General features: G+C 70.5%; 11 protein-coding genes and 1 pseudogene. 2 read left to right on the forward strand and 10 right to left on the reverse strand.

What is annotated here, in order from left to right; genetic code table 11:
• Positions 1-173 precede the first annotated feature (173 nt).
• The 6 genes and pseudogenes from ACFP3H_RS24725 to mftA form a co-directional block, all read right to left on the reverse strand.
• A pseudogene (locus ACFP3H_RS24725) lies at positions 174-13,094 on the reverse strand (non-ribosomal peptide synthetase); the annotation flags it as partial.
• A gap of 279 nt (positions 13,095-13,373) precedes the next feature.
• Positions 13,374-14,738, reverse strand: a complete 1,365-nt coding sequence (locus tag ACFP3H_RS24730) for a GAF domain-containing protein (protein ID WP_378609516.1) — start codon at positions 14,736-14,738, stop codon at positions 13,374-13,376.
• Between the two features lie 105 nt (positions 14,739-14,843).
• Positions 14,844-16,424 (reverse strand): GMC family oxidoreductase N-terminal domain-containing protein, encoded by a 1,581-nt coding sequence (locus tag ACFP3H_RS24735; RefSeq protein WP_378609518.1) that lies wholly within the window; start codon positions 16,422-16,424, stop codon positions 14,844-14,846.
• A gap of 10 nt (positions 16,425-16,434) precedes the next feature.
• Positions 16,435-17,832: a mycofactocin biosynthesis glycosyltransferase MftF gene (mftF, locus tag ACFP3H_RS24740; protein ID WP_378609519.1), complete on the reverse strand. Its 1,398-nt coding sequence runs from the start codon at positions 17,830-17,832 to the stop codon at positions 16,435-16,437.
• Positions 17,833-17,974: 142 nt separating this feature from the next.
• Positions 17,975-19,450, reverse strand: coding sequence for a mycofactocin radical SAM maturase (gene mftC / locus ACFP3H_RS24745; RefSeq protein WP_378609596.1), 1,476 nt, complete (start codon positions 19,448-19,450; stop codon positions 17,975-17,977).
• A 2-nt stretch (positions 19,451-19,452) separates the two neighbouring features.
• On the reverse strand, positions 19,453-19,557 hold the full coding sequence (gene mftA / locus ACFP3H_RS24750; protein WP_378609521.1) for a mycofactocin precursor MftA: 105 nt from the start codon (positions 19,555-19,557) through the stop codon (positions 19,453-19,455).
• Positions 19,558-19,735: 178 nt separating this feature from the next.
• Between mftA and mftR2 the strand changes: the two genes are divergently transcribed.
• Positions 19,736-20,368, forward strand: coding sequence for a mycofactocin system transcriptional regulator MftR2 (gene mftR2, locus ACFP3H_RS24755; RefSeq protein WP_378609522.1), 633 nt, complete (start codon positions 19,736-19,738; stop codon positions 20,366-20,368).
• A gap of 34 nt (positions 20,369-20,402) precedes the next feature.
• Positions 20,403-21,458 carry a 2Fe-2S iron-sulfur cluster-binding protein gene (locus ACFP3H_RS24760; RefSeq protein ID WP_378609524.1) on the forward strand — a complete coding sequence of 352 codons (1,056 nt, stop codon included), beginning with the start codon at positions 20,403-20,405 and terminating at the stop codon, positions 21,456-21,458.
• A gap of 4 nt (positions 21,459-21,462) precedes the next feature.
• Here the strand turns inward: ACFP3H_RS24760 and ACFP3H_RS24765 are convergent, their stop codons facing one another.
• The 4 genes from ACFP3H_RS24765 to fusA form a co-directional block, all read right to left on the reverse strand.
• Positions 21,463-22,203, reverse strand: a complete 741-nt coding sequence (locus ACFP3H_RS24765) for a DNA alkylation repair protein (protein ID WP_378609525.1) — start codon at positions 22,201-22,203, stop codon at positions 21,463-21,465.
• Between the two features lie 100 nt (positions 22,204-22,303).
• On the reverse strand, positions 22,304-23,068 hold the full coding sequence (locus tag ACFP3H_RS24770) for a glutamate racemase (RefSeq protein ID WP_378609527.1): 765 nt from the start codon (positions 23,066-23,068) through the stop codon (positions 22,304-22,306).
• A gap of 122 nt (positions 23,069-23,190) precedes the next feature.
• Positions 23,191-24,390 (reverse strand): NAD(P)/FAD-dependent oxidoreductase, encoded by a 1,200-nt coding sequence (locus tag ACFP3H_RS24775; protein WP_378609528.1) that lies wholly within the window; start codon positions 24,388-24,390, stop codon positions 23,191-23,193.
• 263 nt (positions 24,391-24,653) lie between these two features.
• Positions 24,654-26,732: an elongation factor G gene (gene fusA, locus ACFP3H_RS24780; protein WP_378609530.1), complete on the reverse strand. Its 2,079-nt coding sequence runs from the start codon at positions 26,730-26,732 to the stop codon at positions 24,654-24,656.
• Positions 26,733-26,762 lie beyond the last annotated feature (30 nt).

Here is a 26,762-nt window from a genome sequence, read left to right on the forward strand (position 1 = left end):
CGGGCGGGCTGGCCGTCGGCGCGGCCGAGGACCTCGGTGTAGACGGCGGCGACGAGCTGCTCGGTGACGGTGCTCGGGCGACGGTAGGCGGTGGTGTCGAAGACCGGGGCGGGCAGGGCGGCGCGGTCGAGCTTGCCGTTGACGGTCAGCGGGATGCGGTCGACGACGACCACGGCGGCCGGGAGCATGTGCTCGGGCAGCGTGCGGGCCAGTTCCTGGCGCAGGGCGGCGGTGTCGATCGCGGCCTCGGCGACGAGGTAGGCGACGATGCGGGGCTCGTCAACCAAGTCGGTGCGCACCAGCACCGCGACCTCGCGCGGCGCGACCGAGCTGTGCAGCAGCGCGGCCTCGATCTCGCCGAGTTCCACGCGGAAGCCGCGCAGGTTGACCTGCTGGTCGGCGCGGCCGAGGTATTCCAGGTCGATGGCGGCGCGGGGGCCGGGTTCGGCGGTCCAGCGGGCCAGGTCGCCGGAGCGGTAGGCCAGGCTGCCGGGCGGACCGTAGGGGTCGGCGACGAAGCGGCTCGCGGTGAGGTCGGGGCGACCGAGGTAGCCGCGGGCCAATTGCGGGCCGGAGACATAGATTTCGCCGGGGACGCCGAGCGGGACGGGACGCAGGCGCGAATCCAGCACGCGCACGGTCAGACCCGCGATGGCGCCGCCGATCACGCTGGCGGAACCGGTGTTCGGGGTGATCTCGCGGTAGGAGACGTGGACCGTGGTCTCGGTGATGCCGTACATGTTCACCAGGCGCGGAGCGTGCGGGTAGCGGGCGAACCAGCCGGCCAGGCGCTGGGGTTCGAGGGCCTCGCCGCCGAAGATCACGGTGCGCAGGGCGTAGTCGGCCGGATCGGCGGCCAGGTCGGCGGCGACGAGCTGGTAGAACGCCGACGGGGTCTGGTTGAGGACGGTGACGCCCTCGGTCACCAGCAGTTCGCGGAACTGCTCGGGCGAGCGGGAGGTGAAGTAGTCGACCAGGACCACCGAGCCGCCGTGCAGCAGCGCGCCCCACAGCTCCCAGACCGAGAAGTCGAAGGCGTAGGAGTGGAACATCGTCCACACGTCCGAGGGGCCGAAACCGAAGTGGGTGGCCGTATTGTCCAGCAGCGCGGTCACATTCGCGTGCGGGATCACCACGCCCTTGGGGCGGCCGGTGGAGCCGGAGGTGTAGATGACGTAGGCGGTGTTGGCGGGGGTGAGCGGGGTGCGGCGGTCCGCGTCGGCGACGGGCTCGGCGGGGAAATCCAGGAGGTTCTCGGCGGCGGGATCGATGACGGGGCCACCGAACCAGTCGGGCGCGAGGCCGGTGTCGCCGTTGGTGATGGCGCACAGCGGGCGGGCGTCGGTGAGGACGTATTCGATGCGGTCGGCCGGGTAGTTGGGGTCGATCGGCAGGTAGCCGCCGCCGGCCTTGAGCACGGCCAGCAGGGCCACGGGCAGTTCCAGCGAGCGCGGAAGTGCCACGGCCACCAGGGATTCCGGGCCGACGCCGGCATTGATGAGGCGGTGGGCCAGGCGGTTGGACCAGGCGTCGAGTTCGGCGTAGGTGAGGGTGTATTCGCCCGCCTTCACCGCGACGGCGTTCGGGTCGAGGGCGGCGGCGCGGGCGAAGCGGTGCACCATCGTGTCGGCGGTGGCCGTGGAGGCGCCGGTGGTGGACCAGTCGTAGAGGGTGCGCTGCTGCTCTTCGGCGCTGAGCAGCTGGATGTCGCCGACGACGACGGTCGGGTCGGCGACCACGGCGGCGAGGACCTGGGCGAAGCGGCGGGCCAGCACGGCGACGCTGCTCGCGTCGAAAAGGTCGGTGGCGTAGGAGATCTCGATGGACATGCCGTTGGCGCGGCCGTCGATGTCCTCGGCTTCGGCGAGGGTGAACTGCAGGTCGAACTTGGCGACGGCGGCGTCGAAGTCGACGGGGGCGACGCGCAGGCCCGCCGCTTCCAGGGCGGGGACGGTGAAGTTCTGCAGGACCAGTGCCACCTGGAACAGGGGGTGGCGGTTGCGGGCGCGGGCGGGGTCGATGGCGTCGACGACCTGCTCGAACGGGAGGTCGGCGTGCGAGAGGGCGTCGAGGTCACCGGCGCGGACGGCGTCGAGGGTGGTTTCGAACTCGGTGCGCGGGTCGATCTGGGTGCGCAGGACCAGGGTGTTGACGAACATGCCGATCAGGCCGTCGAGGGCGGCCTCGCCACGGCCCGCGACCGGGGTGCCGATCGCGATGTCGCTGCCGCCGGACAGCCGCGCCAGCAGCACCGCGAGGGCGGCGTGGACGGTGCTGAACAGGGTGGCCTCGTGCTTGCGGGCCAGTTCGCGCAGTTCGCTGTGCAGGTCGGAGTCGATCTGGAAGCGATGGACCGAGCCACGGTAGGTGGACTCGGCCGGGCGGGGGCGATCGGTCGGGAGGTCGAGCTGTTCGGGCAGACCGGCCAGGGCGCGGCGCCAGAAGTCGAGCTGGGTGTGGGCCAGCGAGGCGGGATCGGTGGTCTCGCCGAGGACTTCGTGCTGCCACAGGGCGTAGTCGGCGTACTGGATGGGCAGCGGGGTCCAGGTGGGGGCGGTGCCGGTGCTGCGGGCGGCGTAGGCGGTCATCAGGTCGGCGGCCAGCGGGCCGAGGGAGAAACCGTCGGCGGCGATGTGGTGCACGACCAGGACCAGGACGTGCTCGCCGTTGATCGCGAACAGTGCCGCGCGCACGGGGATCTCGGTGGTCAGGTCGAATCGCACTGCGGCGCAGGCCAACAGGCGTTCGGGGAGCTGCGCCTCGGTGATGTCCTCGGCGCGCAGGGTGAGGTCGGCGGTGTCGGCGATCAACTGTTCGGCGCCGTCGGGGCCGTCGGGGTAGCTGGTGCGCAGGGTCTCGTGGCGGGCGATGACGTCGGCCAGCGCGGCCTCGAGGGCGGCGGTGTCGAGGTCGCCGGTCAGGCGAAGGGCGACGGGGATGTTGTCGACCGCGTCGCCGATGCCGTCCACGTCGGCGAGGTAGCGGTTGAGGAACCACATGCGGCGCTGGGCGGCCGAGAGCGGAATGCGCTGGGGGCGTTCGCGAGTGGTGAGTTCCAGGCGGGCGCCGGTGCCGCGCAGGGCGGCGCAGCGGTCGGCCAGGTCGAGGACCGTGGGCGCGTCGAACAGCAGGCGGACGGGAATCTGGGTGTCGAGGGCGGCGCCGAGGCGGGCCGCGACCTGGGTGGCGTTGAGGGAGTTGCCGCCGAGGGCGAAGAAGTCGTCGTCGCGGCCGACTTCGCGATCGGCCGGGAAACCGAGGACGGTGGCGAAGGTGCGCGCCACGATCCGTTCGACCTCGGTGGCGGGGGCGCGGAAGACCGCGGCCTCGAACAGCGGGGCGGGCAGGGCCTTGCGGTCGAGCTTGCCGGAGGGGTTGAGCGGGAACTCGTCGAGGACGACGAAGGCCGCCGGGACCATATAGGCGGGCAGGGTGCGGGTGAGGGCGGATTTCACCTCGGGCACGTCGAGGTGCTGGGCGACGACATACGCGACCAGGCTGTCGTCGCGGACGAGCACGGCGGCCTGGGTGACCTCGGGCAGCACCGCGAGGGCGGCTTCGATCTCGCCGAGTTCGATGCGCAGGCCACGCAGTTTGACCTGGAAGTCGGTGCGGCCCAGGTATTCCAGTTCACCGCGCACGTCGTCGCGATCCGCGTCGACCGCGACGGGGCCCGCCGTGGTCCAGATGACGAGGTCGCCCGTGCGGTACATGCGCTCGCCGGGGGTGAAGGGGTTGGCGACGAAGCGGTCGGCGGTCAGGTCGACGCGGGCCGCGTAGCCGCGGGCCAGCTGGGTGCCCGCCAGGTACAGCTCGCCGGGGACGCCGGCGGGGACCGGGCGCAGACGGCTGTCGAGGACGTAGACCTGGGTGTTGTGGACGGGGGCGCCGATGGGGACGGTGGTGGTGTCGGCGTCGACGACCTCGTGGAAGGTGACGTCGACGGCGGCCTCGGTGGGGCCGTAGAGGTTGTGCACGGCGGTGCCGGTGCGGCGGCGCAGGGTGTGCGCGGGGGCGGGCGGCAGGGCCTCGCCCGAGGCGAAGACCATGCGCAGGGAGGTGCAGGCGGCGGTGTCGTCGAGGGCGGCGACGAAGACCGACAGCATCGACGGGACGAAGTGGGCGACGGTGATCTGCTCGGTGTCGATCAGCCGCGTCAGGTAGGCGGGATCGCGGTGGCCGTCGGGGCCGGCCAGGACCAGGCGGGCGCCGATCTGCAAGGGCCAGAAGAACTCCCACACCGACACGTCGAAGGTGGCGGGGGTCTTCTGGAGCACGGAATCGGCGGGGGTGAGGCGGTAGGCGTCCTGCATCCAGACCAGGCGGTTGACGATCGCGGCGTGGGTGACCACGACGCCCTTGGGCGTGCCGGTGGAGCCTGAGGTGAAGATCAGGTAGGCCGCGTTGGCCGGGGTGAGGGTGGCGAGGCGGTCGGCGTCGGTGATCGGGTCCGACGCGTAGTCGGCGGTGTCGAGCTGCTCGAGGTCGAGCACGGCGGGGGCCGTGGCGGCGGACAGGTCGACGGCGTCGAGCGCGCGGGTCAGCACGCAGACCGGGTCGGCGGCGTCGAGGACCGCGGCGATGCGGTCGGCCGGGTGGTCGGGGTCGAGCGGCACGTAGGCGCCGCCCGCGGCGATGACCGCGTACATGGCCACGACCAGGTCGGTGGAGCGGCGGATGCCCAGTGCCACGGTGCGCTCGGGGCCGACGCCGATGGAGATGAGCAGGCGGGCGAGGCGGTTCACCTTCGCCGCGAACTCGGCGTAGGTGAGGGAGTCGCCGTCGGCGCTCAGCGCGGTCGCGTGGGGGGTGCGGGTGGCCTGCGCGGCGAACAGCGACGCCAGGTTCATGCGGGCGTCGACCGGGTAGGCGGTGTCGTTCCAGGTGTCGAGCACAAGGGTGCGCTCGGCGGAGTCGAGCAGATCGATGTCGCCGATCACGACGTTGGGATCGGCGGTCACCGTCTCCAGCAACCGCGACAGGCGGGTGCTGAAATCTGTGATGGTGCGGGCATCGAACAGGTCGGTCGCGTACTCGAAGCGGGCGAGCAGGCCGTCGCTGGTCTCGCGCAGGGTCAGCTGCAGGTCGAATTTGGCTGTGCGGGTGTCGATCTCGATCTCCGAGGCGGTCAGGCCCGCGAGTTCGAGTTCGGTCTGGGAGTTGTTCTGGAAGTCGAGCATCACCTGGAACAGCGGGTGCCGGGCGGTCGAGCGTTCGGGATTGAGGACCTCGACGAGGCGGTCGAAGGTGACATCGGTGTTGGCCAGGGCGCGCAGGTCGCCCGCGCGGACCGTGCCGAGCAGGTCGGTGAAGGTGGCGTCGGGGCGGACCGGGGTGCGCAGGACCAGGGTGTTGACGAACATGCCGACCAGGTCGTCGAGGGCCTGATCCCCACGGGCGGCGACGGGCGTGCCGATCGAGATGTCCTGCTGGGCTGACAGTTTCGACAGGGTGGCGGCGAAGGCGGCGTGCAGGACCATGAACAGCGACGCGTTCGCGGTGGCGGCCAGTTCGCGCAGGCGATCGGTGGTCGCGGCGGGGATCGTGAACGCTTGGCGCGCACCGCGTCCCGAGGCCACGGCCGGACGGGGGCGATCGGTCGGGAGGGCGAGCAGGTCGGGCAGGTCGGCGAGTTCGGTTGTCCAGAAGGCGATCTGCTGGGCCATGGGCGAGGTCGGGTCGTCCTCGGCGCCGAGGGCTTCGCGCTGCCAGAGGGCGAAGTCGGCGTACTGGACGGGCAGCGGGGTCCACTGCGGCGCGGTGCCGGCCCGGTGGGCGGCGTAGGCGACCATCACGTCGCGGGTCAGCGGCGCGACCGACCAGCCGTCGGCGGCGATGTGGTGCAGGACAAGGACCAGGACGTGCTCGTCGGCGGCGGTGTGCAGCAGGTGCAGGCGGACCGGGGGTTCCTGGTCGACCGCGAACGGGACGGCGGCCAGGTCGCGGATGCGGCGGTCGAGGTCGACCGGGGCGATGGCGTGCGGTTCCAGGGTGATCGACTGCGCGTCGATGTCGAGGACCTGCTGGAAGGGGATGCCGTCGGTGGCGGGGTAGCGGGTGCGCAGGGCCTCGTGGCGGGCGAAGACCGCGGCCACGGCGGCGTTGAGGGCGGCCGGGTCGAGGGCGCCGGTGAGGCGGATGGCGGCGGCGATGTTGTCGGCGACCGAATCGGCGTCGAACTGGTTGAGGAACCACATGCGCTGCTGGGCGTAGGACAGCGGAATCCGGTGCGGGCGTTCGGCTGCCACCAGCGCGGGCCTGGTCGCGATCTCCTGCGCGGAGTCGAGCAGGGCGGCCAGGGCGGTGACGGCGGGGGCCTCGAACAGGACCTTCAGCGACACGGCGCGACCGAGCGCGGCGCCCAGGCGCGAGACGACCTGGGTGGCGACCAGGGAGTTGCCGCCGAGGGCGAAGAAGTCGTCGTCGGCGCCGACCTGGTCCACGCCGAGCACCTCGCCGAACACGCGGGCCACGGTGGACTCGGTGCCCTGGGCGGGGGCGCGGAAGGCGCGGGCGGCGAAGACCGGCTGCGGCAGGGCCTTGCGGTCGAGCTTTCCGTTGGGGGTCAGGGGCAGTTCGTCGAGGACGACGAAGGCCGACGGGACCATGTGGGCGGCGAGCGTGCCGCGCAGGATCGCCGTGACCTGGTCGACGTCGAGGTCTGTCCGCTGTAGGTCCGACGCCGCGTGGTCACCGAGTTCGGCTGCCGAGGCGATCGGTCCCGCGACAGCCGGAGACTGGCCGCCAGCGCCCGTGACGCTGGAGGTCGGGTTGGCGTCGCTCGCCAGGTGGCGGGTTCGGGGCGCGTCGTCGAGAGCGGATTCGGCCGGGGTGGCCGGAACCAGGTAGGCGACGAGTTGGTCGCCGCGGTGCGCGTCCGGGCGGACGAGCACGACGGCCTGGCGGATCGTGGGCTGGGCGAGCAGGGCGGTTTCGATTTCGCCGAGTTCGATGCGGAAGCCGCGGAGTTTGACCTGGTCGTCGTTGCGGCCGAGGTACTCGAGGGTGTCCTCGGTGGTCCAGCGGACCAGGTCGCCGGTGCGGTACATGCGCTCGGCGGGGGCCCACGGGCAGGCGACGAAGCGGGCGGCGGTGAGGTCGGCGCGGTTGCGGTAACCGCGGGCCACCTGGGCGCCCGCGACGTAGAGCTCGCCGGCGACACCGACGGGGACCGGCCGCAGGCGGGTGTCGAGGACCCATTCGGTGATGCCGCGCAGGGGGGTGCCAAGGGTGAGGGGGGTGTCGAGGTCGAGGGGGGCGCTGATGTTGGTGGCGACCGTGGTCTCGGACGGGCCGTAGGCGTTGACGAAGGCGCGCGGGACGGCGCCGGTGGTCCAGCGGGCGATCAGGTCGGGCGGGCAGGCTTCGCCGCCGACCATCACCATGCGCAGGTCGTCGAGCTGGGCGGGGTCGAGCACGGCCAGGCGCGAGGGGGTCATCAGGGCGTGGGTGACCCGCTGGCGCGAGAGCAGCTGCGCGAGTTCGTCGCCCACGTCGTGGCCGGGGACGGCGATCACCAGGGTGGCGGCGGAGTTCACGGCGAGCAGGAATTCCATCACCGAGATGTCGAAGGACGGCGAGCCGACCTGGAGCACGCGGGCGTCGGCGGTGCCGAACATGCGCGCCGATTCCTCGGCGGCGAAACCGGCGATGCCCGCCTGGCGCACGAGCACGCCCTTGGGCAGGCCGGTGGAACCGGAGGTGTAGATGACGTAGGCGAGGTGCTCGGCGCGCAGGGGGCGCACGCGGTCGCGGTCGGTGACGGGATCGCTGGAGCGCCAGGCGCATTCGGCCATGACCTTGAGGTCGTCGAGGGCGAGCCACTCGATCGGGCCGGGCAGCGACGCGTGCGACTGTGACACCGTAAGACCCAGTCGCGCACCGGAATCGGTCACCATATGGGTGATCCGATCGAGCGGGTAACTCGGATCGACAGGGAGCCACGCGGCACCGGACTTGGCGATGGCCCAGACCGCGAGGACGGACTCGATCGAGCGCGGAATGCCCACTGCCACCACATCATCGGGGCCGATGCCGGCGTCGATGAGGACCCTGGCCAGGCGTGCCGACGCGCGATCGAGTTCGCGGTAGGTGAGGGTGCGGGCGCCGTCGGTGGCGGCCTCGCGCTCGGGGCCGACGGCGACCGCGGCGGACAACAGATCGGGCAGCAGACCGGTGGCGGTGACAGGACCCCCACGCAGAGAGGTGAGGTGGGCGTGTTCGGCGGACGAGAGCAGGGCCAGGTCACCGACCGGGGTCTGCGGCGCGGTGACGGCGGCGTCGAGGACGCGCACGAAGCGGGCGCCGAGTTCGCGCATCTCGTGCTCGTCGAACAGGTCGGTGGCGTAGAGGGCGACGGCCTCGATGCCCGCGAATTCGCCGGTGGCGGTGCGGCGTTCGGCCAGGGTGATCTGCAGGTCGAACTTGGTGATGTCGAGTTCGATCTCGTGCACGGTGACCGGCGAACCGGCCAGGTCGAAGGTGGTGTCGAGGACGGCCTGGAAGTTCAGCGCGACCTGGAACAGCGGGTGACGCGACTGCGAACGCGCCGGGTTGACCACGTCGACGAGCCGGTCGAACGGGACGGTGGCGTGCGCGAAGGCGGCCAGGTCGGTTTCGCGGGTGTGCTCGAGGGCGGCGGTGAACGGGGCGGCGGGGTCGACCTCGGTGCGCAGGACCAGGGTGTTGACGAACATGCCGATCAGGTCGTCGATGGCCCGGTCGCCACGGCCGGCGACACCGGTGCCGATGGCGATATCGGTGGTGCCGGACAGGCGCGCGAGCAGCACGGCCAGCGCGGTGTGCAGGACCATGAACAGCGAGGCGCCGGCCTGCTGGGCCAGCTCCGCCAGGCGCCGGTGCAGCTCGGCGTCGATGGTGAAGTCGGTTCGGGCGCCGCGCATGGTGGACTCGAGCGGGCGCTGGCGGGCCGAGGGGAGCTCGAGCTGGTCGGGCAGATCGGCGAGAGTGCGCTCCCAGAAGGCGATTTCGCGCGAGGCGAGGGACTGGGGGTCGGTCTCGGTGCCGAGGAGTTCGCGCTGCCACAGGGCGTAGTCGGCGTAGTGGACGTTCAGGGGCGCCCAGGCGGGGGCGATGTTCTCGGTGGCCGCGCGGTAGGCGGTGAGGACGTCGCGGACAAGGACCTGGAGCGAAACACCGTCCGCGGCAATGTGATGCAGGACGACGGCCAGGACACACTCGCCCGCCTGATCGTGCGCGGCGACCGAATCGGCGTCGGCGGCACTCGACGCGGCTGTCGCGTCGTGAGCGTCCGCCGTCGTCGACACCGCGGCGGCCGAACGGGTTTCCGCGTCGTGCTCGGCGGCGTCGGTGGCCGCGACGAGGAAGATCTTCGCGCGGAAGGGCGGTTCGGTTTCGAGGTCGAAGCCGGTGCGGGCGAAGCCGGTGAGGGCCGCGTCCAGGGCGGGCGCGGGGACTTCGACGGGGGCGTCGATGTGGAAGCGGCCGGGCTCACGCACGACCTGCTCGGCGACCTCGCCACCGGGGGCGTCGACGGCGGGGAAGACGGTGCGCAGGGCCTCGTGGCGGTCGACCACGGCGGTCAGGGCGGTGACCAGGGCGGGCAGGTCGGCGGTGCCGCGCAGGCGGATGACGAACGGCATGTTGTAGCCGGGCGCCGACGGGTCGAAGCGGTTGAGGAACCAGATGCGCTGCTGGGCGGGCGAGAGCGGGATCAGCGCGGGGCGCGGACGCGCGGCGAGAACCGGCAGTTGCGCGGAGACGCCGGTGTCGCGCTCGGTGATGGCGGCGGCCAGGCGGGTCACGGTGGTGGCGCCGAACAGGTCGCGGATGCCGAGCCGGCAGCCGAGATCGGCGCTCAGGCGAGCCGCCACCTGGGTGGCGACCAGGCTGTTGCCGCCGAGGGCGAAGAAGTCGTCGTCGCGGCCGACCCGGTCGAGGCCGAGGACCTCGGCGAACACGCGCGCCACGGTCTGCTCGACCGGGCCGACGGGTTCGGCGTAGCTGACCACGGTGCGGGTGGGGGCGGGCAGGGCCTTGCGGTCGAGCTTGCCGGAGGCGTTCACCGGCAGGGCCTCGAGCAGCACGAACGCGGCGGGCACCATGTAGGCCGGCAGCGCGCGCAGGGCGGTTTCGCGCAGGGTGTCGACCGTGACGGCGCCGGGCTCGGCCTCGACCACGTAGGCGACGAGCTGTTCGCCCACGCCCGCGTCGTCACGGACCACGACCACCGCACGGGTGGCGGAGTCGACGCTCTCGAGCACGGCCTCGATCTCGCCGAGTTCGATGCGCAGGCCGCGCAGCTTGACCTGGAAGTCGGTGCGGCCCAGGTATTCCAGTTCACCGTTGGTGGTCCAGCGGACCAGGTCGCCGGTGCGGTACATCCGCAGGCCCGACGGCGCGGCGACGAAGCGTCCCGCCGTGAGCTCGGGTCGTCCCACATAGCCCCGGGCGAGCTGTACCCCCGACAGATACAGCTCACCCGGAGCCCCGACCGGAACCGGCCGCAGCCGCGAGTCGAGAACATGGAGCCGGGTGTTGAACACCGGCGCGCCGATCGGCACCGTGGTCCGGTCCGCGTCGTTCACCTCGTGGAAGGTGACATCGACCGCGGCCTCGGTGGGGCCGTAGAGATTGTGCAGCCGGGCGCCGGTGAGCAGCCGCAGCCGCTGCGCAGGCGCGGCGGGCAGGGCCTCGCCGGAGGCGAAGACCAGCCGCAGCGTGCTGCGCTCGGCGATCTCCTGCTGGGCGAGAAAGACTTCCAGCATCGAGGGCACGAAATGTGCCACGGTGACGCCGTATTCGTCGATGACCCGACGCAGGTAGGCGGGATCGCGGTGGCCGTCCGGCTCGGCGAGCAGCAGCGTGGCGCCGATCTGCAAGGGCCAGAAGAACTCCCACACCGACACGTCGAAGGTCATCGGGGTCTTCTGCAACACCACGTCGACGCCGTGCAGGCGGTAGCTCTGCTGCATCCAGACGAGGCGGTTCACGATCGCGGCGTGCTCGACGGCGACGCCCTTGGGCAGACCGGTGGAGCCGGAGGTGAAGATGACGTAGGCGGGGTGGTTCGGGCGCAGCGGGGCGGTGCGGTCGGCGTCGGTGAGCGGGTGCTCGGGGTAGCCGCTCAGGTCGAGGGTGTCCACGGCCAGCACGGGCAGGTCGTCGACGGGGGCGCCGTCGCGGCTGGTGGTGAGGACCGCGGCCGGGGCGGCGGTGGCGAGGATGTGGGCGATGCGGTCGGCCGGGTGATCCGGGTCGATCGGCACGTAGGCGGCGCCCGCGGCGAGCACCGCGTACATGGCGACGACCAGCTCGGGCGAACGGCGGATGCTCAGCGCGACAAGGGATTCGGGGCCGATGCCGTCTTCGCGCAGGCGGCGGGCGAGGCGGTTGGCGCGCTCGGACAGCTCGCGGTAGGTGAGCGTGTCACCGGCGTCGGCGGCCGCGGACGCCATGCGCACGGCCACGTCGTCGGGCGTGCGGGCGACCTGGGCCTCGAACATGGCGGGCAGGGTCGCGATCGACACCGCGCGCTGGGCCAGCGCGGCGTCCACATCGAACCGGGTGGAGTTCCAGATCTGGGTACTGACCTGCAGTTCCAGCTCGGTCGCTACGTCGATGCGGGCCAGCGGGGTGTCCAGGTCGGCGGCGGCGAGGCGCTCGAGGAAACCGAGGAAGCGCGCGTGGTGGCGGGCCAGGGTGTCGGCGTCGTAGAGGTTCGGGTTGGCTTCGAAGTCGACGTGCACGCGGTCGCGGTCGCCGTAGTAGACGTTGAAGCTCAGGTCCTCGATCGGACCGGTGGACAGCACCCGGTAGCGGCCGGTGGTGGAACCGAGGGTCAGGTCGCTGCGGAAGAGCATGAAGTTGGCCAGCGGGCCGAACAGGGCGCGCCGGGCCGGGCGGCCGTCGTCCTCGGCGTCGCGGCGGATGTCCTCGGCGCGGTAGCGCTGGTGACGCAGCGCGCCCGCCACCTCCACCCGGGCCGCGCGCAGCAGCTCGCCCCAGGTCGCGGCCGAATCGGCGGCGCCGGTGGGCAGTCGCAGCGGCACGATATTGGACAGCATGCCCGCCGAGCGGCGCATGACGGCGGTGGTGCGGGCGGTGACGGGCAGGCTCAGGACGGCGTCGGGGCGGTCGGTCAGGCGACCGAGGTAGGCGGCGAAGGCGGCGAGCAGCACCCCGGAGATGGTCGAGTCGTCGCTGGCCGCGATGGTTTCCAGGCGTTCGACCAGGCCCTCGGAGAGGCGACCGCCGGTGACCAGGTTGATCGCCGAGCGCGGGGCGGTGCGGCCGTCGAGCGCGGTCGGGCTGTCCAGGCCCGCGATGCGCTGGGCCCAGTGCTCGCGGTCGCCGATGAAACGGGTGCTCTCGCGGTAGCGCTGCTCGCCCTCGACCAGGGCGGACAGTTCGCCGGGAACGACCTCGCGGGCCTGGGTGCCCAGCACCCGGGCGGTGTAGAGCTCGGCGATGCGCTGGGAGTTGGTGAACGCGCCGTAGCCGTCGAGCACGATGTGGTGCCCGCGCAGGTACCAGAACCAGCGCCGCCGGCCGACCCACAGCAGCGCGCCCGCCACCAGGCGATCCGCGAGCAGGTCAAGGGGCGCGCCGAACTCCGCGCGCATCCACTCCTGCGCGGCGGCGATCGGGTCGTCGTGGTGGCGCAGGTCGATCACCGGCAGCTCGTCCTCGACCGGGATGGTGTGGTCGATGTACTGGTACGGCACGCCGTCGGCTTCGCCCAGGCGCACCAGCGAGGAGCCGTAGGCACGGGCGGCTTCGGCGCTGACCTGTTGCAGCGCAACAACATCGAGCTCGCCGTCGATATCGATGTACTGGGCGATGGTGATCGGAACGTCGGGGTCGAGCAGCTGCGCGTACCAGACACCCAGCTGAGCCGGAGCCAGCGCGAACGCCGGCCCGACGACCCGCGCTTCCTGTGGTAGCGCGCTGAACCCACCCAACTCCGTACCGTGCACCAGAGCCTCCTCACATCGCGAAAAAACAGCAGATCGAACGTTTTCGGGCAGCACGAATACACCTCGTGAGCCACTGGTTCGATGTGAACGTGGTGGGCGTGACGCCACACGCACGCAAGATCCCCGACAGATCATGTGGACGACGACCCGTGGTCGTCGCGGCGACGGACACCGGGTCCGTCGCGTGCCTAGCTGTTGATCATTCCTCCAACTGCTTTGTCTGTTGCATCACATGGACGCTTGACCATGCATTGGTGACACTAGGCGTTACGGTAATAAAAAGAAACTTTTCCCGCTAAAAAGATTGTCCGATTCTCGAGCCCGTACCGGCGGGTAGCCATGACCTGGGCATGAGTGTGGTCACCAACACAGGAGTCATCTCGATGTGACTCACCACACGTTCAGACCGGGACCTTATGAGCCGAAACGTTGCATCCGCGTTGCATCAGCGCCGATCCGCCGGTCGAGTACCCGGATTTTGGCCTCTATCTGCGCATACAGGGGCGAATCGCGGTCCACCGTCGAGCGGTAGGCGGCCCAGGCGGCGGCATCGTCACGACCCTCCGGGCACGACGTCCAGCGGCGCAGCACGCCGGCCTCGGGCGCGGCGAGCACCGCGGCCCGCAGTCGGACGCGCAGTTCGTCGCGAATGTCGCAGATGCCCGGCGCCGAGGAGCGCGGCAGCACCGGACCGAGGTACAAGCGTAATGCGGTTTCGATATCACCGGAGTCGAGCGCGGCCCGCAGCGCCTCCACATCGGTTGCGACATGCACGCGCAGACGGTAGGGACGCGAACCCACCACCGAGGCGCCGACCACCGAACGCAACCGCGACATCGCGGCGCGGATCGTGCCGTTGTCCAGATCGGTGTCGTCGAGCAGCAGGGCCAGATGGTCGGCGCCCAGACCCTCGGGATGCTCGGTGAGCAACAGCAGGATCTCGGCATGCCGCTGCGAGAGCGAGACGCGCTCCCCGGCCACACTCAACTGCGGCTGGCCGAGACCGAGCACATCCAGGGCCAGCGGGGCGGGTTCGCTCTCGTCGGCGGCGGGCTCGGCCGGCGCGGCGATGCCGTGACTGGCGCGCATCGCCCGCAGCACCAGGTCCATTTCGGCGGCGGTCGCGGCGGCTTTGACCAGCGCGAGGATCTCGGGCTTGGCCACCCGCATCCCACCGGCAATCATCAGCACACCGATCAGGCGGCCGTCGGGCTCGTGCACGGGGGCCGCGGCGCCGGTGATCTGGTGCATGCGATGCAGGAAATGTTCGGGTCCGTGGATCCAGGTGGCGCGCCCGGTGCGCACGACGAGGCCGACGGCGTTGGTGCCGATGCGACGTTCACTGAGATCGTCGCCCTCGCGCACGCCGATCTCGGCGGCGGCGGCGACCTGCTCGGGATGGCCGTGCACCGAGAGCACGCGACCGAACTGGTCGGCCACGGTGACGATCAAACCGGCCTGCGACGCGTCCTGGACCAGCAGTTTGTCGATCAGCGGCATGAGCACGGCGATGGGGTGGGCGTCGCGATACCGCTCGAGGTCGGCGCCGCGCAGACCGCGACCGCCGATCACATCGGTCGGATCGATACCGCCGCGTACGCTGCGCAACCACGACTCGAGCACGAGCGGGCGCAGCAGACCGGCCAGCTGGGTCAGCTGTTCACCACCGGCACTGAGAAATCCATGGGCCTGTGCGGCATAGGCCTCGAGAGCCCCGAGCTGCGCGCCCGACTCCGGTGCCTGCCGTGGGGGCCGCCCACCTGCAAGATTGCTGACCATTTGCCTTTCTTTCCCGCTACAAACTGTACCGGGCAGCTAACGGCGTAAACGCAAGAAGTGGGGGTTTGTCCGGCAGGTCACATCGTGGTATCGATCGTCACATCGTCACACGACCATATGGTCGGCTATGGCTGCGGCGAGCATCACGGTGGTGGCCTGGGGGCCACGGCGCAGCGGGACCGGGACGATCGAGAGATCGGCGATCGTGAGGGCGTCGATGCCGTGGACGCGGCCACTCTCGTCGACCACGGCGCGCTCGTCGTCGGCGGGGCCCATGCGGCAGGTGCCCGAAAGGTGTTGGGAGGTACCGAGGTTCGCGCGCAGCCAGGGGTCGTCGGCGGGGCCGATCCGGCGGCCGTAGAGGTCGGCGGTCAGGGCTACGCCGTCGCGGAGTCGGGCGCGGTCGCGGGCGGTGCGCAGGTAGCGCTGGTCGACGCGGGCGGGGACGGTGGGGTCGGTCGAGACCAGGGTCAGTTCGCCCGTTGATTCGGGGTGCATCAAGGCCACGCCCACCCGTCGGAGGCCCGGCGAGAACATCGTGGCGTACGGGCGTATCTCGAGGTCGTCGAGGTGGAGGACGTATTCGAGTGGGACGGCGGGCTGGGCGGGGTCGGTGGTCGGGAACTCGACGCCGATCTCGGGGTGGTCGGTGCACCAGGTGCCCACCGGGAGCGGCTGGACCACCGGGACGCCGAGGGCGCGGAGCTGGGGTTCGGGGCCGATCCCGGATCTGAGGAGGAGTGCGGCCGACTCGATGGCGCCCGCGCACACCACCGTGTGATCGGCGTAGGTTCGCCCGCGCTCGCGACCGCGTGCCCATTCGGCGCCGATCACCCGCGTGCCGCTGAGGAGTAGGCGGGTCACCGTGGTGTCGCCGGTGACCGTCAGGTTGGGGCGGGTCATCGCCGGATAGAGGTGGGTGACGGCGGGGCCCGCTCGACGGTGCCGCGACACCGCCAATGGCACTCGGCCGAATCCCGCCGGAAGGGCCGGGCCCAGCCGCGCGAGGGTGTCGACGAATCTCGTCGGGTCGACTGCGGAGAGTCCGGGGAGTCCGGGGAGTCCGGGGAGTCCGGGGAGTCCGGGGAGTCCGGGGAGTCCGGGGAGTCCGAGTATCGGTGGACGTTCGACCCGTAGGCCTCCGCGCTGTTCGGTGGGGGGCTGTGACTGGTCGAACCCGGCCGGGGTGTTGAGGTCGGGAAGCTCGGTGAATCCCGCCGCAGTGCACCGCTGCGCGAACTCGGCGCTGAACTCGGTGAAGTCGCTGGTTCGCGAAATCGGGATCGGGCCGTGGGCGCCGTGGCCGGGTGCGTCGCCGAAATCCTCGTCGCGTTCCAGGGCGCGGAAGACGGGCAGCACCGAGGCGAACGACCAGCGCGGGCCCGCTATCGCACTCCACGCGGCGAAGTCGGCGGCGGGTGGGCGGAGGAAGTAACTGCCGTTGATCGACCCCGATCCGCCGATGAGTTTGCCGCGCAACAGATTTCCCCGGTACCGCCACACCCACCGGGATTCGGGACCGATCGGGAGCCGGGACGGGTCGAGCAGCTCGCGCGGCAGCTCCCCCATCGTCCGGAAGACCGGGCCTGCTTCGAGGACGCTGACCGAGCGGGCCGGATCGGCGCTGAGTCGGGCGGCGAGCACGCACCCCGCCGACCCGGCGCCGATGATGAGGGTGTTCGGCACGCGGTCGGATTCAGCGGGGCGGCATGCTCGGCTTGAGCGCCTCGAAGCTGCGGGCGCGCAGGGCGCCGAGCCACAGGCCGGTGCCGTAGGCGACGTCGTCGAGGCGTTTGTAGGCGACGTAGCGGACTGGGTCGAGGCCGCCGGCATCGCGGTGGGTGAACCAGTCGGCCAGGCCGTCGGCCAGTGCCATGGTGAGCGCGACCTTGCGGATCCGGCGCGAGGTGAGCACCGCGAGCAGGGTCACCGGCCAGTAGTCGCGGCACATCGCCGAGGCCAGGCGCCACATGCCGGCGAAGTAGCCGCGGGCGAGGTAGACCGCGGCGATCCTGGTCGGGTTGTCGAGTTCGGTGAAGACGCGGCGCAGGCGGAGCAGGGCGGTGGTCAGGGTGACCAGGCCGCCGAACAGGCCCCACCTGGACAGGGTCGCGAACAACAGACTGGCCAGCACGGTCCAGGTCGGGACCTGGAGCGGCGAGACCAGGCCCGAGTGCCGCTTGCCGAGCGGGGCGGCGCCGGTGCCGTAGAACAGCTTTCGGCCGAACCAGGCGCGGAAGGCCACGCGGTGATCGTGGGCCACCCGCGCGGCGGGTTCGTAGCGCAACCGCCAGCCCGCGCGTTCGAGCCGCCAGCACAGGTCGACATCCTCGGCCACCTGCATCGACTCGTCGAATCCGCCCTCGGCCGACAGGGCCGAGTGCCGGGCCAGCAGCGCCGCGCTGGGCACGTACGACACGATGCCGCGCGCGTGCACGGCCGACTCGCGGCGGCCCAGATCCAGCGAGGAGCGGGTGTGTTCGTAGCGGGCCAGCGCGTTGGACTCGGCGTCGAGCGCGACGATGCGCGGCGCGACCAACGCGACCTGCGGATCGCTGAAGTGTCCGAGCATGACCTCGAGCCAGCCGCTGCGCGGGACCACATCGGAATCGAGGAAGGCGACGAAGTCCGTTGTCGCGGCTTTCAATCCGGCGTTGCGCGCCGCCGCGGGACCGAGCGGGGATTCGTGACGGATCACCGTCACCTGGCCACGGCCCTGGCGCGGCGGGATGCGGACCGGCTCGTCGGAACCGTCGTCGACGACGATCACATTGTGTCCGCGCAGCACGGCCAACAGGCGCACGAGCCCGTCGGCGTTGTTGTACAGCGGGATGACCACCGTGACATCGTCGAGCGAGGGTTCCAGGCGCGGACGCGGGTTGGCCACACCGGAATCGAGCAGTCGGCGGGCGATGGTCGCGGACTTGCTGTCGGTCACCTCCAGGTATCCGTCGCCGATCAACTCGGCGGCCTCCGGGGCCAAGCGCAGCATCCGTGCGGGCGATCCTCCGATCAGGATTCGACCCCCGGAAAATGCGCGTACCCGTGGATCGATCCGTACCCCGAAGCCGTCGGGCAGACGATCATGGCGCATTCCTCGCATGCTATGCGCAGTTGGGCTCGCAGACATCATCACCCCAGAAAAAAGGACCAAAGTCTGTTCCAAATGCGGTCGTGACCGAGTTAGCGGACGCCTCAACAAGATCGGCAGCGCACTCTCGGCAACCGATCGACGGCTACCCGAGCGGACTCTCGTTGCACGCCTTGGCGGGTGGGCGCCGCACGGTCAGCGGCAACGACACTCGGGTGCGGGCGCGGACCGGCCGGGAATGGTCGACGGCGGGGCGCGGAATGGTCCGGCCGGGGGCCGACAGGGCCGCTTCGCCGTAGCCCTGCACGCACTCCGGGTCGGGGCCGTCGGCGGGCAGACCGGTGAAGAATTTCGCGGCCATGCAGCCGCCGCGGCAGCTGTCGTAGTGCGCGCAGCTCGTGCACGCGCCGCCGTCGACGGGTTCGCGGAGTTCGGCGAACAGCGTGGAGTGGGTCCAGACCTCGTCGAAACCGCCGTCGGCGACGATGTTTCCGGCCTTGAAGCGGTCGTGGATGGCGAAGGGGCAGGCGTAGACGTCACCGAGCGGGTCGATCAGGCAGACCACCCGGCCCGCGCCGCACATGTTCAGGCCCGGCAGCGCCGAGCCGAACGCGGACAGGTGGAAGAAGGAGTCGCCGGTGAGCACGCCCTCGCCGTTGCGCACGAGCCAGTCGTAGAGCTCGCGCTGCTGTTCGGGCAGCGGGTGCAGCTCGTCCCAGACGTCGGCGCCGCGACCGGACGGGCGAAGGCGGGTCAGGCGCAGGGTGGCGCCGTACTTGTCCGCGATGGCCTTGAACTCGTCGAGTTGGGCGATGTTGTGGCGGGTGGCCACGACCGAGAGTTTCGCGTCGGTGAAGCCCGCGCCCGCCAGATTGGCCAGCGCCCTGATGGCGGTGTCGTAGGAGCCGGGGCCGCGCACGGCGTCGTTGACCTCGGCGGTGGCGCCGTCGAGGGAGATCTGCACGTCGACGTAGTCGCTGGCGGCCAGGCGCGCGGCGACCTCCTCGGTGATGCGAACACCGTTGGTGGAGAACTTGACTCCCACGTGGTGGGCGGTGGCGTAGTCGACCAGTTCCCAGAAGTCCGGGCGGACCGTGGGTTCGCCGCCGCCGATGTTGACGTAGAAGATCTGCATGCGCTCGAACTCGTCGATCAGCGCCTTGCACTGTTCGGTGCTCAGTTCGTCCGGGTCGCGGCGACCCGAGGACGACAGGCAGTGCACGCACGCCAGGTTGCAGGCGTAGGTGAGTTCCCAGGTGAGGCAGATCGGGGCGGCCAGACCGGATTCGAAACGGTCGATCAGCTTGCCGCCCTGGGGTTCCCCGGTGCGGGCCAGCGGCGCGGGCGCGGCGGTGAGCGGGCCGGTCGCGGGCACGATCATGTCGGTGTCGGCCAGTTGCGCGAGCGCGCTGAGGTGCGCGGCGGAGTCGCCGATGCCGTTGGCGCGCAGGGCCGCGCGGGCGGTGGGATGCGCGGGCAGCGAGCGCACCACCTCGACCAGGTCGCGACTCTTGAGGAAGGAGAGCTTGCGGGTGCCGAAGTGGTAGAGCAGAGCGCCGAAGGACTCGGGACGCACCGACACCCGAGGGTGCAGCGTCCAGCGGGTGTCGAGATCGAGCATGGTCAGTACACGCCGCACATGCCGTCGATGCTGACCTCTTCGATCAGCGTCTCGGTGACCAGATCCGCGTCGGACTCGACGGTGTCGGGGGTGGTGTGCTCGGACATGTGCGCCTCCAGTGTGTTGCCGGTCACTGCGGACTTTAACGTCAGTGACTGCCATAAAGGGCCGGATCGGAAAACTTCGATCCGCGCACCCCGCCCACAGCGCGTGCGTACCCCTCTAGACTTCCGGGAGATACAGGGGCGCGAAGCCCGAGCGACAGCTAGAGGTGAGGCAAAGGTTTTGCGTAACCACGGTGGGGCGGGCGCCAGTTCAACGCTTTCCGAGTCCGAGATCGTCGACGCGGCACTGAAGGTGGTGCGCGAGGACGGGGTCGAGAAACTCTCGATGCGGCGGCTCTCCCGCGAGCTCGGGGTCTCGCCGATGGCGCCGTACTACTACGTGGCCGACAAGCGCGAACTGCTCGATCTGGTGGCCAGCGCCGCGCTGCTCGGGGTGCGTAAGCCGCCACGCGAGTCCGGTCCGTGGCAGGAGCGCCTGCGCGATCTGATCGATCAGATAGACGATAAACTGCGCACGCATCCCGGGCTGGGCGATGTCCTGCTCGAGCAGATGCTGGGCAAGCAGCTCGACCTGATCGATGCCGTGATGGAGATCCTGTTCGACGCGGGCTTTTCCGATCGCAATGTGCTGGCCGCCTACGCGACCATCCACACCTACCTGTTCGGACGCAGCAGAGTGAACCCGCGCGATCGTTCCGCGCCGGCGGACGTGACGCTGCCCGAGGCGGTGGCCCGAGCCACGAAGTACATGGCCGACCTGCGCGGCAAGTACTCCTACGACTTCGGGATGGAGGTGTTGGTAGCCGGTCTGGAGGCGCAGCTTGCTCTGCAACCGGGCCCCGGCCTACCATAAAACTGAAACACGTTCTATTTTTGAAGGGGCTTACATGACCACAGTCGACGTTCCGCACGGCTCACGCTCGGTCGTGCTGCGGGTCGCCGCGGTGATCGCCGAAACGGCCGACACCCACTCCGTGGTCTTCGACGTCCCCGCCGAGTTGCGCGAGCGCTTCGCCTACGCCCCCGGCCAGTTCCTGACCCTGCGCATCCCGAGCGAGCTCACCGGATCGGTGGCGCGCTGCTACTCGCTGGCCAGCTCGCCGTTCACCGACGACCTGCCGAAGGTGACGGTCAAGCGCACCGAGGGCGGCTACGGGTCGAACTGGTTGTGCGACAACATCTCCGCCGGCGACGAGGTCGAGGTACTGCCGCCCGCCGGCGTGTTCACGCCCAAGGATCTCGACACCGATCTGCTGCTGTTCGCGGCGGGCAGCGGGATCACGCCGGTGATGTCGATTCTGAAATCGGCGCTCTCGCAAGGCGATGCGAAGGTGGTACTGGTGTACGCCAACCGCGCCGCCGATTCGGTCATCTTCGCCGACGAGCTGCGCGAGCTGGTCGGGAAATACCCGCAGCGGTTGAGCGTGGTGCACTGGCTGGAACCGCTGCTCGGGCTGCCCAGTGCCGACATGCTGGCCCGGCTGGCCGCGCCGTACACCGCGTACGAGGCGTTCATGTGCGGGCCCAAGCCGTTCATGGATCTGGTGCACGAGGCGTTGGCCTCGCTCGATGTGCCGCGCACGCGCACCCACGCCGAGGTGTTCAACTCCCTGGCCGGTGACCCCTTCGTCGACCACGCACCCGTCGAGGTGTCCGACGCCGAGGTCGCCGAGGCCGCGACCGTCGAGGTGGAACTGGACGGGCAGGTGCACGAGCTCGCCTGGCCGCGCAAGCAGACGCTGGTCGACATCATGCTCGACAAGGGCCTCGACGTGCCGTACTCCTGCCAGGAGGGCGAGTGCGGGTCGTGCGCCTGCACCGTGCTGGAAGGCAAAGTCGAGATGGACAACGCGGAGATCCTCGATCCCGCGGACATCGAGAACGGTTACATCCTCGGCTGCCAGGCGCGGCCGGTGACCGATCGGGTGCGGATCCAGTTCTAGCGTTCTAGCGCATGGCCCGGTAGGTGGCGCGTTGCTCGGGACTCAGGTGTTCGGTGGCGTAACTCAGGGCGGTGCGGCCGAGGTCGGGGGCGTTGCGGTCGAGGTAGTCGGTGAGAGCGGTCTGGTCGACACGTTTGCCGACTTCGCGCAGCATCCAGCCGAGGGCCTTCTGGATGAGGTCGCGGCGATCGTCTCGGAGGACCTGCGCGAGTTCGAGGGTGGTGCTCGGGTCGTCCGCCTTGATGAAGGCGAAGGTGGAGAGCAGGGCCACCCTGCGCTCCCAGAGTGAATCCTGTTGGGCCAGTTCGAAAAGCAAGGATCGGTCTCGGTCGAGCAGCCACGGGCCGACGATGTGCTCGGCGGAGGCGTCAACCAGGTCCCAGTTGTTGACCCGGCCCCGTCGGACGGCGGCCAGGTAGAGCTCGACCATTTCCTCGCGGGCCTCATCGTCGCGGGTGCGGGGTTTCGACGCGGCGGCGAAGCGGGCGTTGAGGATGAACAGGGCGGCCAGGCGTTCCTCGTGCAGGGGGCTGTCGAGGAGTTCGTCGATCTGCGCCAGGGGCAGGGCGGCGAACTGTTTGGCGATACGTCTCGTGGCGGGGACTCGGACGCCGAGGAAGATGTCACCCTCGCCGTATTCGCCGGGACCGGTTTTGAAGAAGCGTTGCAGGTTGTGGGCGTCGGTGGGGTCGGCGGCTTCGGCGAGTGCTTTCCGTACCTGTGCTGCGGTGGGGACTTCGGACACACGCACCTCCTGGTCGACGGGTTCGTGTGCATTCAACACGGGGGCACCGACAGGTTTCGCGGGCGCTCGGCTCGGGGTCGACCCGCTTCGTTCGGTACGGTCAGTCGACTACCGCACCGAGGAGACGGCCCGACTCGAATGCTGCTGCGCCGGAGGGCAATTCGCCCGGCCTGCCGCTGGTTCGCACGGTGACGGTGCCGGTGCCGGTGGTGGGGCGGCCGAGTTCGTCCATTTTGCGGAGGGTTTGGGCGGCGACGGCCTGGGCGCTGTCGAACAGGCGGACGCCCGGCGGGAGGGCGGCGATGATGGCGTCGATGACCAGCGGGTAGTGGGTGCAGCCGAGGACGACGCCTTCCACATCGGCGGGGGTGCGGGCGGCGGCGTCGGCGATGGATTCGGCGATGGCGGGCAGGTCACCGCGATCGATGGCGTCGGCCAGGCCGTGGCAGGCCACACCGACCACCTTGGCGGTGCCGCCGAAGCGGGCGATCAGGTCGGCCTGGTAGCGGCTGGCGGTGGTCGCGGCCGTGGCCCACACCGCCACCGAACTGCACTGCGCCGCAGCGGGTTTGATAGCGGGCACGGTGCCGATCACCGGTACCGACTCCCCCACCGCGTCGCGCACATGCGCCAGCGCGGTCACACTGGCCGTATTGCACGGCAGCACGATCACCTCCGCGCCGAGCTCGAGCGCCTGACGCGCGGCGCCGAGCACCCGCTCGACCACCCAGTCCTCCGGTTTAGGCCCCCAGGGCGCACCCTCGGGATCGAGCAGGAGCAGCAGATCCACATCGGGACGCAGCTTGCGCAACCACGCGGCCGTCGGCAGCAGGCCGAGGCCGGAATCGATGAGCGCGACGATCACTGGTACACCGTATTACAGTGCCGTGAGGGGCGGATCGGGGCCGTGCGGACTGGGCGTCTCGAGACGGTGTTCGGCGGGGCGAGGCAGGGCCCGAACCACCGCACTTTCGGGGTTCACACCCCTCAATTGGCGGCTGCCAAGAGGTCGGCGACGGGGGTAGGGGTGGCCAGTTTGGCGCGGAGTTTCATTACCTGGGCGGTGAGGCCCGCGCCGAGGACGGCGGTGAGGATGCCGTCCCGGGAGTAGTAGGCGAGGAATTTGCGGCCGTCGTCGGTGACGATGGTGACGTCGTCGGTGGGGGTGGGGGTGCCGAGGGCCTGGATCTTGACGTCGTACTGGTCGCTCCAGAAGTACGGGACGCGGGCCGCGGTGGGCGGTGCGCCGCCGAGCAGGGCGGTGACCAGGAGTTTCGCCTGCTCGCCCGCGCTGGTCCAGTGTTCGACGCGCTTGCGGGCACCGGTGCGGTGCGCCCAGGCGGCGACGTCGCCGACGGCCCACACGCCCTCGGCGGAGGTGCGGCCCACCTCGTCGGCCAGGACTCCGCCACCGGCCGCGCCCTCGGCCAACTCGAGGCCCGAGCCGGTGAGCCAGTCGGTGACCGGGACCGAGCCGACGCCGATGACGACCAGGTCGGTGTCGATATCGGTGCCGTCGGTGAGGATCGCGCCGCGCACCCGGCCGGTGACATCGGCGCGCAGGGTGTCGACGCCGACGCCGCAGCGCAGGTCGACGCCCTCTTCGCGGTGCAGGCGCGCGACCAGCGCGCCGATCTGCTCGCCGAGGACCGAGGCCAGCGGGGTGGGCTGGGGTTCGACCAGGGTGACCTCGACCCCGGCGGCCCGGAAGGAGGCGGCCAGCTCACAGCCGATGAACCCGGCGCCGATGATCAGCGCGCGGTCGGCGGCGGCGAGTTCGGCGCGCAGCGTTTCGGCATCGTCGTGGGCGCGCAGCACGTGCACGCCCGCCACCTCGCCGAGGTCGGGCAGGCGGCGGGGGCGAAGGCCGGTCGCGATGATGAGCTGGTCGTAGGCCAGGGTGGTGCCGTCGGCGAGTTCGACGGTGCGCGCGGCGGTGTTCACGCCGGCGACCTCGGTGTCGAGGCGGAGCTCGATGTTCTTGTCCGCGTAGAACTGTGGCGGGCGCAGGGCGGTGTCGTGGGTCTCGCCGCGCATGAAATCCTTCGACAGCGGCGGACGGTCATACGGCGGGCGCGACTCGTCGCCGAGCAACAGCACCTCGCCCTCGTACCCGGCCCGACGCAGTTCCTCGGCGGTGCGCAGGCCCGCCAGACCCGCTCCGACGATCACGATGGGCGCGCTCATATGGTGTCCTTCTGCCGTGTCATGGACCATTCGGCCCACTACTGTTTCTACCAGTGCGCACGGCGCGAACGGACCCCACTACCCAGAAGCCCGGACACCACAACGCATCTCGGCCTGACCACGCCAGGCCGAGGCTCGTGCGTCACCGGGTGGCAAAATCGTGCATTCTTCCGCGATTCCGGCCCGAAATCGGCACCAGCGGCGAGTGATCGCACGAAAATGCCACGACGGTGGCGCCGCACAGGCGACGCCACCGGCGTGGATCAGCTACCCGCGATGATCGACGCGGCCACGCCAGGGGGAACCGGGGCGTAGGAGTCGAACGTCATCGAGTAGTTCGCTCGGCCACGGGTTTTCGAGCGGAGGTCACCGATATAGCCGAACATCTCCTGGAGCGGGGTCAGCGCGCGGATGACATGCGCGCCGCCCCGTTCGGTGAGCTCGGTGATCCGACCCCGGCGGGCGTTGAGGTCGCCGATGACCTCGCCCACGTACTCCTCGGGGGTGACGACCTCGACGGCCATCACCGGTTCGAGCAGCACCGGCTTCGCCTTCGCGACCGCGGCCCGCACCGCCGCCGCCCCGGCCGACCGGAAGGCCAGTTCGGACGAATCCTGGACGTGGGCGGCGCCGTCGAGCAGCGTCACCTTCACGTTCACCAGCGGGAAGCCGGCGAGCGGGCCGATGCGCAGCGCGTCCTGCGCGCCCGCGTCGACCGCGGGGATGTACTCCCGCGGCACCCGCCCGCCGGTGACCCGGCTGTCGAACTCGTAGATCGCGCCGTCCTCGGCTACGTGGGGTTCCAGCGCGAGCACCACCTTGGCGTACTGGCCGTGTCCACCCTGCTGCTTGCGGTGGGTGTACTCGAACAGTGCGACCGGTGCGGTGATGGTCTCGCGGTAGGCCACCCGGGGCGCGCCGATGTGGGCGTCGACCCGGAACTCGCGTTTCATCCGGTCGACCAGGATCTCCAGGTGCAGCTCGCCCATGCCGCCGATGACCGTCTCCCCGGTCTCGGCGTCGACCGCCACGGTGAACGTCGGGTCCTCGTCGGCCAGGCGAGCCAGTGCGGTGCTCAGTTTGTCCTGGTCGGCGCGGGTTCTCGGTTCGATCGAGACGGCGAGTACGGGGTCGGGGAAGGTCATCGACTCGAGCACGACCGGGGCGTGCCGATCGCACAGGGTGTCGCCGGTGCCCGTGCCCTTCAGGCCGATCACGGCGCAGATCTGCCCGGCCCGCACCCGATAGACCGCGATCTCGGTGCTCGACTGCATCTGGAACAGTTTCCCGAGACGCTCCTTTCGTCCGTTGGTCGAATTCAGTACTGTCGCACCGGGTTCGGCGGTCCCGGAGTACACCCGCAGGTAGACGAGCTTGCCGAAGAACGGGTGCAGCGCGACCTTGAACGCCAGGGCCGCGAACGGCTCGGCGATATCGGGCGCGCGGTGGATGTGCTCGCCTGCCGGCGAGAATCCGTGCACGGCAACGACATCCAGCGGCGACGGCAGGTAGTCGACGACGGCGTCGAGCAACGGTTGCACACCGATATTGGCCAGCGCCGAACCGCACAGGACCGGGTACGCCTTGGCGTCGATCGTCATCCGTCGGATGGCCGCCTTCAGCAGGTCGACGGTGATCGGTCGGCCCGCGAGGTAGTGCTCGAGCACGTCCTCATCGGACTCGGCGACCGCCGCCTCCAAGGCGTCACGATGCTGGAACGCCTTGGCCCGCAGCTCTTCCGGGATCTCGATCGTCTCGAAACGGGTGCCGCGATCGGTGTCGCCACGCCACACCTTCGCGGTCATCTCGACCAGGTCGATGATGCCCTCGAACTCGCGCTCGGCACCGATCGGCAGCTGAATCACCAACGGGCGCACCCGGAGTCGCTCCGCGATGGTGCGGACCGTGAACGCGAAGTCGGCGCCGAGCTTGTCCATCTTGTTCACGAAGCAGATCCGGGGCACGCCGTACCTGTCGGCCTGGCGCCACACCTGCTCCGATTGCGGTTCCACGCCCTCCTTGGCGTCGAACACCGCGACCGCACCGTCGAGGACCCGCAGCGAACGCTCCACTTCGACGGTGAAGTCGACGTGGCCGGGGGTGTCGAGGATGGTGATCTGGTGTTCGTGCCACCAGCAGGTGGTGGCCGCGGCCGCGATGGTGATGCCGTGCTCGCGCTCCTGGATCATCCGGTCCATGACGGCGGTGCCGTCGTGCACCTCGCCCATCGTGCGGGTGACGCCGGTGTAGAACAGGATGCGTTCGGTGGTGGTGGTCTTGCCCGCGTCGATGTGGGCGGCGATGCCGATATTGCGGATGCGGGCGAGATCGGTGCTGGTCATGGGAAACCCCCGGGCTAGTGCGGTCGATGA

It is taken from the genome of Nocardia lasii, assembly GCF_042658545.1.
Taxonomy (GTDB): Bacteria; Actinomycetota; Actinomycetes; order Mycobacteriales; family Mycobacteriaceae; genus Nocardia; species Nocardia lasii.